Annotated in this window: 12 protein-coding genes; all 12 read right to left on the bottom strand. The window is 46.9% G+C overall.

Annotated features, from left to right (window positions below):
* Positions 1–7: 7 nt before the first annotated feature.
* Genes KNO90_RS09565 through fliM form a run of 12 tightly spaced genes read right to left on the bottom strand, consistent with a single transcriptional unit; the run spans position 8 to position 11,725 of the window.
* Positions 8–1,999, bottom strand: a complete 1,992-nt coding sequence (locus KNO90_RS09565) for a chemotaxis protein CheA (protein WP_214740137.1) — start codon at positions 1,997–1,999, stop codon at positions 8–10.
* 19 nt (positions 2,000–2,018) lie between these two features.
* On the bottom strand, positions 2,019–2,858 hold the full coding sequence (locus KNO90_RS09560) for a MinD/ParA family protein (protein ID WP_214776860.1): 840 nt from the start codon (positions 2,856–2,858) through the stop codon (positions 2,019–2,021).
* Positions 2,837–3,886, bottom strand: coding sequence for a flagellar biosynthesis protein FlhF (locus tag KNO90_RS09555; protein WP_215113492.1), 1,050 nt, complete (start codon positions 3,884–3,886; stop codon positions 2,837–2,839). Before KNO90_RS09555 ends, KNO90_RS09560 begins: the two co-directional genes overlap by 22 nt.
* Before the next feature lies 1 nt (position 3,887).
* Entirely contained in the window at positions 3,888–5,912 is a 2,025-nt protein-coding gene (gene flhA, locus KNO90_RS09550) for a flagellar biosynthesis protein FlhA (RefSeq protein ID WP_285800731.1), read from the bottom strand.
* A 13-nt stretch (positions 5,913–5,925) separates the two neighbouring features.
* On the bottom strand, positions 5,926–7,020 hold the full coding sequence (flhB, locus tag KNO90_RS09545; protein ID WP_214740129.1) for a flagellar biosynthesis protein FlhB: 1,095 nt from the start codon (positions 7,018–7,020) through the stop codon (positions 5,926–5,928).
* Positions 7,017–7,787 (bottom strand): flagellar biosynthetic protein FliR, encoded by a 771-nt coding sequence (gene fliR, locus KNO90_RS09540; protein ID WP_214740128.1) that lies wholly within the window; start codon positions 7,785–7,787, stop codon positions 7,017–7,019. The genes flhB and fliR overlap by 4 nt, the downstream gene beginning before the upstream one ends.
* Entirely contained in the window at positions 7,784–8,056 is a 273-nt protein-coding gene (fliQ, locus tag KNO90_RS09535; RefSeq protein ID WP_214740127.1) for a flagellar biosynthesis protein FliQ, read from the bottom strand. The genes fliR and fliQ overlap by 4 nt, the downstream gene beginning before the upstream one ends.
* Before the next feature lie 11 nt (positions 8,057–8,067).
* Positions 8,068–8,733 carry a flagellar type III secretion system pore protein FliP gene (fliP, locus tag KNO90_RS09530; protein ID WP_214740126.1) on the bottom strand — a complete coding sequence of 222 codons (666 nt, stop codon included), beginning with the start codon at positions 8,731–8,733 and terminating at the stop codon, positions 8,068–8,070.
* On the bottom strand, positions 8,730–9,224 hold the full coding sequence (locus KNO90_RS09525; protein ID WP_214740120.1) for a flagellar biosynthetic protein FliO: 495 nt from the start codon (positions 9,222–9,224) through the stop codon (positions 8,730–8,732). Before KNO90_RS09525 ends, fliP begins: the two co-directional genes overlap by 4 nt.
* Positions 9,221–9,586, bottom strand: a complete 366-nt coding sequence (locus tag KNO90_RS09520; protein ID WP_015881400.1) for a response regulator — start codon at positions 9,584–9,586, stop codon at positions 9,221–9,223. The genes KNO90_RS09525 and KNO90_RS09520 overlap by 4 nt, the downstream gene beginning before the upstream one ends.
* Before the next feature lie 13 nt (positions 9,587–9,599).
* A complete protein-coding gene (fliY, locus tag KNO90_RS09515) occupies positions 9,600–10,739 on the bottom strand; it encodes a flagellar motor switch phosphatase FliY (protein ID WP_214740118.1) in 1,140 nt (379 codons plus the stop codon).
* Entirely contained in the window at positions 10,736–11,725 is a 990-nt protein-coding gene (gene fliM, locus KNO90_RS09510; RefSeq protein WP_214740116.1) for a flagellar motor switch protein FliM, read from the bottom strand. Before fliM ends, fliY begins: the two co-directional genes overlap by 4 nt.
* Positions 11,726–11,728: the final 3 nt, after the last annotated feature.

The following is an 11,728-nucleotide window of genomic DNA, read 5'->3' as shown; positions in this document are numbered from 1 at the left end:
TTCCTCCTTAAAAGAGATCATTACTATCTACAATAAGAGCGACGCGACCGTCACCAAGAATAGTCGCACCAGAGATAGCCGGAATCCCTTCAAGATACGTACCGAGCGGTTTCATGACAATTTCTTGTTGCCCAATCAAATCGTTGACGACAACACCGACAAGTTTATTTCCTTTCCGGACCACAACGACTGGGAATTGCGATTTCGTTTCCGAGTCGATGCCAAACATTTCTTTTAAATAGACGAGTGGGACCAATTGACCACGGAAGTCAAACACCCGCTCACGGTGTGCCGTCAAAATGTCCGCTTCATCGAGCAATGTCGTCTCAAGAATTGATGTTAATGGAATCGCATACGATTCCTCTCCCACTTGAACGAGCATCGCCGAGATGATGGAGAGAGTGAGCGGTAAGCTGACTTGGAATTTCGTGCCTTGCCCCGCAACTGTCTCTAGTGAAACGACACCACCGAGTGATTCGATTTTATTTTTAACGACATCGAGTCCGACACCGCGTCCTGACAAGTCAGTGACCACGTCTGCCGTCGAGAAGCCTGGAGCAAAAATCAACATCGCCAATTCGTTCTCAGACATCATCGTCGCTTCTTCATCCGAGATTACTCCACGTTCTAGTGCTTTTGAGCGAACCTTATCGACGTTGATGCCAGCACCGTCGTCCTCGATTTCGATGAAGACACGGTTTCCTCCATGATAGGCACGGAGTGCAAGCATCCCTTGTTCCGGTTTTCCGGCTTGAAGACGTACTTCCGGACGTTCGATACCGTGATCGATGGCGTTACGGATCAAGTGGACGAGCGGATCGCCGATTTCATCGATGACCGTACGATCGAGTTCTGTTTCCGCACCAGAGATGTCCAACTGGACCTTTTTATGAATTTCTTTTGCGACTGAACGCACCATTCGTGGGAAACGATTGAACACTTGCTCAATCGGCATCATCCGGAGCGTCAGGACGAGTGACTGTAACTCGTTCGTGCCTCGTTTAATTTTTTCGACCGTTTCATTCAATTCCGGCTGAGCGACTTCATCCGCCAAGCGCTCAAGACGTCCGCGATCGATAATGAACTCTTCGAACAAGTTCATGAGACGATCGATACGTTCTAAGTTGACACGAATCGTTTTCGCTTGAGCTTGCGCCGCCACTTGTTCTTTCGTATCTTTCACTTCTTCTTGAACGGGTGATGCTTGAACGACCGGTTCTGGTGCAATTGTTTCTGCCGTCACCGCGACTTCCGGTTCACTGTCAGCTGATTGTACAAACGCATGGACTTCGACACGTTCCACTTCGGATACTTGACCAATCGCATGTTCAATCACTTCTGCCGTCTCTTGTGACAAGAATAAGACGTCGAACGTCAAATCGAATTGTTCTTGCTCAATCTCTTCCGTTTCAGGGTTCGTCCGTACGACCTCACCAAGTTCTTGAAGACGATCGAACACCATGTACGCACGTGCCGCTTTCAAGACGACCGCGTCAGATAATTTGACCGTGATTTGAAACGCCTCAAAGCCTGTTTGTTTCGCTTGGTCGATAACCGAGTTTGTATACAAATCAACTTCAAACGTATTCGTCTCTGACGTTTTTTCAACCGTGACTTCTTTTCCACCGATGAAGGATTGGAAGGCGGCGACCGTTTCTGACACATCCACGTTCGCGCCTTTTCCGCCACTCTCGATGTCCGCGATCATATCTTCCATTTGTTCCATGGCGATGAACATTGTGTCTAATAGAAGTTGGTTGCTTTCTTTCTTGCCCCCACGGACGAGGTCGAGTGCGCTTTCCATCTCATGGGTCAAGTTGGCGACCCGTTCATACCCCATCGTTGAAGACATCCCTTTGAGTGTGTGTGCGGACCGGAAGATTTCCTGTACAACATCCGCTCCACCTGATTGTTCTAATTTAAGTAACTGCGTGTTGATCGATTGGATATGTTCTTGGGATTCATCTAAAAACAACCCTAAGTATTCATTCACGTCCATCTCAATTGCCTCCCTGTCATTATACTCGGTTCCACTGTTTCCGTAAGTTCCCCATCAAACGGTCCATCAAGTGACGTGGTTTTGGAGGCGTTCCCGTAAGCGTTGTCAAAATTCGTTCGAGGCGCCAGCTGATATCACTTTTTCGGTTGTATTGATAAAACGGGACTTGTGCGATGACTGCCTTTCTGACTGAGGCATCATCCGGTAAAAAGCCAAGGAATCGAATCGTCTTATTTAAAAACTGTTTGCATGCGACTTCCATCCGTTCGAAACATTGAAGGGCTTCCTCCCCGGACTGGGCTCGGTTGACGATGACGCCAAGCGGCAAGTCAGGGTATTGATGGTGCACCAGTTTCGTATATGCGTAACCGTCCATGAGCGAGGTAGGTTCTGGCGTCAAAATTAAGAACATCTCATCACACCCCGCGATGAATTGAAGTGAGGTGTCCGTCGCTCCAGCGCCCATATCGAACAGGACATAATCATATTCGGTCAATACTTCGAGCTCTCGCATGAGAAATTGCATGTCATCCTCTGAGAGATGGACGAGCTGGTCTTGCCCACTCCCTCCATGTAATATATCGACACCATATACATTTTTCTGAACAGCTGCGGCCAATGGAATACGAGCTTTTACGGTCTCGATCATCGTTCTGGACTTCATGGCATTCATTAAGATATGCACATTGGCCATACCGATATCAAAGTCGACGATCAACACCCGCTTCCCAAGTTCTGCTAGGGCGATGGCCGTGTTCACGCAGACGTTCGTCTTTCCGACCCCGCCTTTCCCACTTGCAAAGGCGATGGTGGTCGGGTGGGCATCATTGATTGCTCTTAAACGCCTTGCTTGGTCCATCTTGCCCACCCTTCTTTCTCAAACAGTCGTTTCGTCAATAGATCCGCCTGACCTGGAATCAAGTCGTCCGGCACTTCCTGGCCGTCTGTCATCCAAGCGACGGGAAGCCCGCTTCTTTTCACCATACGGTACATCGCATGGATGTCACTCGTCTCGTCCGCTTTCGTAAATATGAGCGAGCTGAGGGGCAATGATTCGAATTGCGAATAAATCATGTCCATGTCCTTCATTTTGGAGGTCAAACTCAACACGAGCGAAAGGCTTGTCTCCGTGAAGTCATGATGTTCATGAAACTGTTCGACGTAAGCCGGGTCACGAAAATTTCGACCAGCCGTATCGATCAACACGATGTCTTTTCGGGCAAACAATTGCTTGGCCCGTTTGAAGTCGTGAAAATCATATGCGACCTCTACCGGGATACTCATGATTTCGGCGTACGTCTTTAACTGTTCGATGGCAGCGATTCGATAGGTGTCGGTCGTGATCAGTCCGACCGTTTTGCCTTCCTTTAACTTGAAGTGCGCTGCAAGTTTAGCGAGCGTGGTCGTCTTCCCTACTCCTGTCGGTCCAACGACCATGACGTAACGCTTCGCTCCAGGCGGTTCAATGAACGACGATTTGACTTGTTCGTACACATATCGTTCCGCTTCTTCTACAGATTTTGTCGTATAGTACAGTTCGTTCAGCGTTTCTTCCCACGACTCATCCGCAAAAGACTCGGTCGAGAGCAATGATTCGACGTGCTGTAACGAGGCATGTAGCTTCGGCGCCGTTCCTACCACACGTGGTGGCGGTGTGACGACAGGTCGCTTCGGTTCTGTCTGAGCTTGAACAGGTTGCCTTGGCTTTGTGACAATCTGTTCCTTCTCAAGCGCTGCGATGACTTCCACTTGTTTAGATGCGAAGAGACCGAACCATCCTGACTTCACTTGTCGCGAATTAAGGATGACCGCTTCGTCTCCAAGTTCTTGTTTCACTTTCGCCATCGCGTCACTCATGGTCTTCGCCGTAAACTTTTTAATTTGCATATTAAATCACCCCAATACTTTTCACTTCGACGGAACTGAGCAGTTCGTTATAAGCCAGTACCGGCACATCCGGATAATACCGTTCGAGCAATTGACGAACGAATAGGCGAATCGTTGGTGAGCATAAAATCACAGCCGATGCCCCGTATCGTTCAAACATCGACAGTTGTTCGCCAGTGCGCTCGATTATGTCTCGAGCTTGCTCCGGGTCGAGGGCCAAATAGTTTCCAAATTCCGTTTTTTGGACCGCATCTTGAACGGTCTGTTCCGTCTGTCCACCGAGTGTCACGACATATAGTGGACCTTCCGGTGGTTTGACTTGATCGGTCAGTTGGCGAGATAACCCTTGACGACAATACTCTCCCAAAATTTCTGCATCTTTCGTCACTTTCCCATAGTCTGCCATCGTTTCAAACAATAGCGGCAAGTTTCGAATCGAAACATTCTCTTGTAAGAGATGTCGTAACACTTTTTGAATTTCCCCAATCGAGAGGACCGATGGCGTGACATCTTCCACGAGCACGGGATGTGTTTCCTTCAAATGTTCAACGAGTTGCTTTGTTTCTTCCCGGCCGAGTAAATCCGCAGCATGTTTCTTCAACGTCTCCGTCAAGTGTGTCGCGACAACGGATGGCGGATCGACGACGGTATATCCGCTCATTTCGGCTCGGGTTCGTGTCTCTTCATCAATCCAGAGAGCCGGGAGACCGAATGCCGGTTCAGTCGTTTCAATTCCAAACACTTCAGGGTCTTCAATCCCTGGGCTCATGGCTAAGTAATGGTCAAGCAATAACTCGCCTTCGGCAACGACGTTTCCTTTTACCTTGATTCGGTACGCGTTCGGTGACAGTTGCAAATGGTCACGAATCCGGACCGTCGGTAAGATAAAACCAAGTTCAAGGGCGAGCTGTCGACGAATCATGACGACGCGGTCTAACAGGTCGCCACCTTGTGATTCATCCGCAAGCGGAATTAAACCGTATCCGAACTCGAATTCAATCGAGTCGATTTGTAAGAGTGAGACGACGGACTCAGTCGGTGCCATCGAGGACGGATCTTCGTCGATCACTGGTTCCTCTGTCACTTGTCGAATGTTCCGTCTCATCGTGTACGCACCAAAGAATGCCGTACCCGCGATGATCATTGTCACAGGAAGAAGGGGTGGTGATACAAAACCGAGCATGAAGACAATGGATCCTGCAATATAAAGGAGTGACGGATTTTGTCCGAGTTGGTCAATCACGTCTTCTCCTAAGTTTCCGTCTGAAACGGCACGTGTCACGATGATCCCGGTCGCAGTCGAAATCAAGAGGGCTGGAATTTGACTCACCAGTCCATCCCCGATGGTCATGAGTGAAAACGTTTGGAACGCTTGACCGACCGGTAATCCCATTTGAACGACCCCAATGATAATCCCGAAGATCAAGTTGATCGTCACGATGATGATGCCTGCGATGGCATCCCCTTTTACGAATTTCGACGCACCATCCATCGATCCGTAGAAATCCGCTTCACTTTGAATTTTACGGCGACGCATCTGAGCTTCTTTGTCGTCAATCAAACCTGAATTCAAATCGGCATCGATGGCCATCTGTTTCCCTGGCATCGCATCAAGCGTAAAACGTGCAGATACTTCAGATACACGTTCCGCCCCTTTCGTGATGACGACAAATTGAATGATGACGAGAATCAGGAAGACGACGAATCCGACGAGGACGTTCCCTCCGATGACGAAATCACCGAACGTCGCAATAACTTCCCCACCGTACCCATTTGAAAGAATCGAACGGGTCGTCGATACGTTCAGTCCGAGACGAAACAACGTCACAATCAATAAGAGAGAGGGGAATACGGAGAAGTCGAGCGCTTCTCGTGCATTCATCGCCACAAGTAAAATCATGATGGCGATTAATATATTTACGATGATTAAAAAATCTAGTAAAAACCCTGGTAACGGGATGATGAGCATGATGACAATCATCAATACACCAATCAGGATTGCAAAGTCTTTCGCTTTTACTGCCAACACATACTCCTCCTCAAGACGGTTGTTTCATTTGATAGACGAATGCAAGGACTTCTGCGATTGCTTGATAAAACGATTCGTCTACCACTTCACCGATATCGATTTGCGCATAGAGCGCTCTCGCGAGTGGCTTGTTTTCAACGATTGCCACATCATGTTCTTTCGCGACGTCTCGAATATGAAAGGCGACCCGGTCGACCCCTTTGGCAACGACAAGTGGCGCAAAATCTTTCGTGTCATCATATCGAATGACGACCGCGTAATGGGTCGGGTTAGTGATAACGACATCGGCATTTGGAATCTCTTGCATCATACGCCGCATCGCCATTTCTCGCTGTTGTTGTTTAATTTTAGATTTGATGAGCGGGTCACCTTCTGTATTTTTATACTCATCTTTAATATCTTGCTTTGACATCCGAATCGACTTTTCGAAGTCAAATCGTTGATAGAAAAAGTCAAGCAGCGCGAGTGCGAGCAAGGCGACGCTTACCCACAATCCAAGTTGAATCGTAATACTGGCAAGCGCGACAATCGATTCGCGAATCTGTTCGACGGCCATGCGTGACAACTCTTTTTGATTTTGCCAAAGGACAGCGACTGCGGTTGTCAGGATAATTAACAATTTGAATAAGGACTTTAAAAATTCGACGACCGCTTTCATGCTGACGATACGCTTGACCCCTTTGATCGGGTCAATCCGCTCGAGCTTCGGCTGGATAGCTTCTAATGAAAATAACGTGCCGACTTGTAAATAATTGATAAGAATCCCAAATACAACGGCAACGATAAAGAATGGTGCTAAAATCAAGCCCACACGCAACATCAAATCAACGACCATATCCGACATGCCGCCCGTCACGTTAAACAACAAATACTCTGGACTGAGTAAATCACCGATTAATGACAACAATTGTTGCCCAATCACAGGACCGAAAAAAGATAACATGAGAAACATCGCAAAAAGTGCGAACGCTCCAGTCAAGTCAGCAGATTTGGCGACCTGTCCTTTTTTTCGTGAATCTTCTCGTTTACGTGGCGTGGCTTTTTCTGTTTTTTCACCTGCAAAAAACTGTAGATTGACCGATAAAGGATATAGAGGCTTCTTCATGAGGCGTCTCCTAGTATGAGCATAAAGTCATGCATCACTTCCTGTAACAACGGAATAAACTGACTGATTCCGGTCAATGTCAATCCCATCAACAAGACCATGACAGCGAATCCGGCAACGAGTTTAAATGAAAATCCGATGGCAAAAATATTGAACTGCGGTGCTGATTTCGCTAGAAAACCAAGTGCTAAATCGACAAGCAGTAAAGACGCCATCATTGGTAATGCCAATTGCAATGCGACCATCATCGTCATCGTGACGACTTTTACGGCCATCATGAGAGAGGCTTCCGTAAAATTAATCATCGGTTGACCGGGTGGATAGATTTGAAAGCTATAATAAATCCCGTCAATCAGCAAAAGATGTAAATTACTCGTCAATAAAATGAATAACGTAAAAATATAATAGAATCGACCAATTAAAGGGGACTGGCCCCCGAACATTGGATCATATGCGGATGCCATCGCTAATCCGAGCTGCAAATCGATAACCCCACCGGCAATTTGAGGAGCAAAGAATAAAATATTGATCAATAGACCGAGTAGCAATCCGATCATGACCTCATACACGACTTGAAGTACAAATCCATTCGTCATCTGAATCGGCTCTGTAATCGTGAACATGGCATAGTATGCTAAAAATGCACTGAATCCTACGCGATGCATCACTGGCAATTGTTTTGTCGAGAACAACGGAACGCTGACAAAAAAACCTGAGAGTCGCGCAAAGGTCAATCCGTACATACTAATAAAATCGACCGCATTCATTTCGAGGCAACCTCAACCATCAGCTCAAAAATCAAACGCGTGAATCCCTCGATTTGTTGAAGCATCCATGGTCCAAAGATGACAAGACCGATAAACACCGAAATGATTTTCGGAACAAAGGATAGTGTTTGTTCTTGAATTTGAGTCGTGGCCTGCAAAATCGAGATCACGAGACCGACAACCAGTGAGATGAGTAATAGTGGCATTGAAATTTTTAATAAGGTCCACACACTCTCTGTTGCCAAATAAATGACCATTTCTTGTGTCATGTCCGTTCCCCCTACATACTTCTAAGCAGTGATTCCACAATTAAATGCCAACCATCAACCAATACAAACAGCAACAACTTGAATGGGAGAGCAATCATGACTGGTGGTAGCATCATCATCCCCATTGACATGAGGACACTCGCGACGACCATATCAATGATCAAAAACGGTAAGAAAATCATGAAACCAATTTGAAAAGCGGTCTTCAACTCGCTGATTGCATATGCCGGGACTAAAGCGAGAAGTGGCACGTCATCAAGTGTTTCAGGTTGTTCGTAATTCCCATATTTTAAAAACAGCTGTAAATCTTCTTGTCTTGTATATTTCGACATGAATTCCTTCATCGTTCCACTCGCCTCATCGAACGCCTCATCTTGTGAGATTTTGTCATCAAGATACGGTTTCAGTGCATTCTGATTTAAATCAGAGAGAACAGGTGACATGACGAATAATGTGATAAATAGCGCCAATCCGACTATCAACTGGTTCGGCGGCGTTTGCTGTGTACCGAGCGCCGGTCGAATAAAGGACAGGACGACCACGACCCGGGTAAAGCAAGTCATCAAGATTAAAAAGGACGGTGCGAGCGTCAGCAAAGTCAACAAAATCAAGAGTTTGATTGATGTCGACGTACTGTCTGGCGTCTCTAAATTAATTAATTGCTCAAACGTTGTCATGACTTCTTCCTCACTTCTTCTAGCTGAGCGAGTTGTTTCTTAAAGGTATCTAAAAATGCGTTCGAATTTGTTGTTCGGAGTGATAAAGATTCTGTTTGTTCTTCATCCACCGTTTCCGCATCGAGTCGGTCAATAAGTTGAATGGAATCCCCTACGCCTAGAACATAGACTTGGTCTCCTAGTTTCACGAGTTGAACGGATCGATCTTTACCGAGCGGAACGCCCCCGAGATGTTTCATATGTTGAGTCGCTTTCACGCCTTGTGTTTTGGAACCGAGCCACCGCATCAAGACAATAAAACCGCCGACCACGACGACGAGACTTAACACAACTTTCACGCCATTGCCAATCGTTGACGCTGTCGTTGGAACGTTACTTTCCTGTTCATCTGTCTGTTGTTGCTCGAATTGCTGGTCTACGGTGGCGGCCTCAACCGTGGTCGGAACATAAAGTCCGACCACGAGAAGAATAATCAACCACCATTTCTTCATTGTGCGACCGTTTTAGAAACTGCTTCAATGACGCGCTCTGCATTGAACGGCTTTACGATGAAATCTTTTGCGCCAGCTTGAATGGCATCGATGACCATCGCTTGTTGTCCCATCGCTGAACACATAATGATTTTCGCATTCGAGTCGAAGCTACGAATTTCTTTAAGTGCTGCGAGTCCATCCATTTCAGGCATCGTGATATCAAGTGTAACGAGATCCGGCGTGAGTTCACGGTACTTCGCGACTGCGTCTGCTCCGTTTTCTGCCTCTCCTACCACGTCATATCCGTTCTTTGTCAAAATGTCCTTGATCATCATGCGCATGAACGCTGCGTCATCTACTACTAATACTTTTGCACTCATTCTATATTCCTCCTTAAACGATTCCGATCCGCTCATGCGGTTGAATAATTTCTGTTACACGTACCCCAAAGTTTTCTTCAATGACAACGACTTCTCCTCTAGCGATTCGCTGTTGATTGACATAAATGTCTACCGGTTCACCCGCTAGTTTGTCGAGTTCGATGATGGAGCCTTGTGATAACTCAAGTACTTCGCGAACGGATTTTTTCGTTCTGCCTAACTCTACTGTCACGTTCAACGGGACATCATACAACAAACCGAGATTCGCTGGGGCTACCTCTTGTGATGCAGGTGACTGGAGCGGCATGAATTCTACCTGGCTCACTGCTACTTCCGGCATCGACTTTTGCTTGTCCGGTTGCGGGACCGGTTGGGCTTGTTGTTGTGCCTGTTGTTGGGCTTGTGGTTGCGGCTTTGGCGCTTCTGCTTTTTGCTGCGGTTTCACCGGTTCCGATGCCGCTTGGACCTCCCCAGTCGCCTTCATCAACTCATCGACTAACTGCTTCCCAAATTGAATCGGGGCAATCTGTACGATTGTTGAATCAATCAACGTGCCTACCTTGAGATTGAATTCGATAAGTACCATCGTCTCCCATAGTTCAAGGCGATCGATGATGGTTTGATTCTTCGTTGCATCGAACACTTCGACAAGCGGCGGAGAGATGTCAATCTTTTTGGAAAATACCGTCGATAGAGACGTTGCGGCTGCCCCCATCATCTGGTTCATCGCCTCTTGGACGGCTGATAAACGGATCTCATCAAGGCTCTCCGGATCGACATTCTCTCCGGTCCCACCTAACATCAGGTCAGAGATGATGGCCGCATCTCCACGAGTCAAGACGAGAACGTTCTCTCCTTTGATTCCTTCTGTATAGCCAACTCGTAGCGCCACGTGAGGCGTCGGATAACGTTCGCGTAATGATTCGATTCTTACTTCACTGACAACTGGGGTCGTGATTTCAACTTTCTGTTGTAGTAATGTCGACAACGCCGTTGCCGAGTTCCCGAATGAAATATTTCCAATTTCCCCGAGTGCATCGCTCTCCATCGAATCTAAATGTTCTTCTTTGTTTTCGACTTCTGGCGTCGGCGTATTGTCGTTTGTCCCACGTAATAACGCATCAATTTCATCTTGTGACAGCATCTCACTCATTGCTCTTCCTCCTTCACACGGTGAAGCACTTGAACCGCCATTCGCTTCCCGCTCACACCGACTTGCCCTTTAAATACTTTATTTTCCCCTACCATGACGGACAGAGGTTCTTTTGCCAATTGATCGAGTGCCAAACAATCTCCGACTTCGAGATGCAACAAATCTCCAAACGTGATGGTCGTTTCCCCTAACAAGGACACGACTTCGACCGTCGAATTCATCAACTGCGCTTTAAGCGGTTCCTTACTCGACTGACTCGCATTCCGGCGATTCGCTTCCTGCATCCAGTAGTGACTCGATAGTTTGGATAATACCGGTTCGATTGTTACGAATGGAAGACAGACATTGATTGTCCCGCTCACTTCGCCAATCGTCACACCGATTGAAATCAGAACGACCGTCTCGTTTGGTGAGACGAGTTGCAGGAACTGCGGGTTCACTTCAACAGCCGACATCTCTGCTTTAATCTCCGCAATCGATTCCCAAGCATCTCCATAAGAGGAGAAGGCTCGCTTATACAATTGCGTCAAAATCCGCATTTCGATTTCGGTAAACGATTCGATTTTATCCATCTCGACACCGGGACCACCAAGTAATCGGTCTAACATTGCATATGAGATGTTCGGATTGACCTCGATGATGAATCGCCCATTTAACGGTGGCGCCTCAATCAAGTTGATCATCGTCATACTCGGGATGGAATGAATGAATTCATCGTAAGGTAATTGTTCGACCGAGTTGACCGAAAACTGAACATACGTGCGAAGTTGAGCCGAGAAAAATGTCGTGAGCATGCGCGTAAAATGCTCGTGAATCCGAGTTAAACTACGAATTTGATCTTTTGAAAATCGAACGGCTCGTTTGAAGTCGTATTGCCGAACTTTCTTCTCTTCCTCTTGTGCGAGAAAGGAGTCCGCTTCGACATCCCCACTGCTTAAAGCAGATAGTAAGGCATCAATTTCTTGTTGAGACAGTACTTCTCCCATGAT

This window comes from Exiguobacterium sp. s63, assembly GCF_018617335.1.
Lineage (GTDB): Bacteria > Bacillota > Bacilli > Exiguobacteriales > Exiguobacteriaceae > Exiguobacterium.
The sequence above is the reverse complement of the archived record's forward strand: the minus strand, read 5'-3'. Positions and strand labels throughout refer to the sequence as shown.

Excerpts from the sequence above, each read along its gene's own strand:
- KNO90_RS09565 (WP_214740137.1), bottom strand. The coding sequence starts at position 1,999 with ATGGACGTGAATGAATACTTAGGGTTGTTTTTAGATGAATCCCAAGAA.
- fliQ (WP_214740127.1), bottom strand. The coding sequence starts at position 8,056 with ATGACACAAGAAATGGTCATTTATTTGGCAACAGAGAGTGTGTGGACC.
- fliR (WP_214740128.1), bottom strand. The coding sequence starts at position 7,787 with ATGAATGCGGTCGATTTTATTAGTATGTACGGATTGACCTTTGCGCGA.
- fliY (WP_214740118.1), bottom strand. The coding sequence starts at position 10,739 with ATGAGTGAGATGCTGTCACAAGATGAAATTGATGCGTTATTACGTGGG.
- fliP (WP_214740126.1), bottom strand. The coding sequence starts at position 8,733 with ATGACAACGTTTGAGCAATTAATTAATTTAGAGACGCCAGACAGTACG.
- KNO90_RS09525 (WP_214740120.1), bottom strand. The coding sequence starts at position 9,224 with ATGAAGAAATGGTGGTTGATTATTCTTCTCGTGGTCGGACTTTATGTT.
- fliM (WP_214740116.1), bottom strand. The coding sequence starts at position 11,725 with ATGGGAGAAGTACTGTCTCAACAAGAAATTGATGCCTTACTATCTGCT.
- flhB (WP_214740129.1), bottom strand. The coding sequence starts at position 7,020 with ATGAAGAAGCCTCTATATCCTTTATCGGTCAATCTACAGTTTTTTGCA.
- KNO90_RS09520 (WP_015881400.1), bottom strand. The coding sequence starts at position 9,586 with ATGAGTGCAAAAGTATTAGTAGTAGATGACGCAGCGTTCATGCGCATG.
- KNO90_RS09560 (WP_214776860.1), bottom strand. The coding sequence starts at position 2,858 with ATGGACCAAGCAAGGCGTTTAAGAGCAATCAATGATGCCCACCCGACC.
- KNO90_RS09555 (WP_215113492.1), bottom strand. The coding sequence starts at position 3,886 with ATGCAAATTAAAAAGTTTACGGCGAAGACCATGAGTGACGCGATGGCG.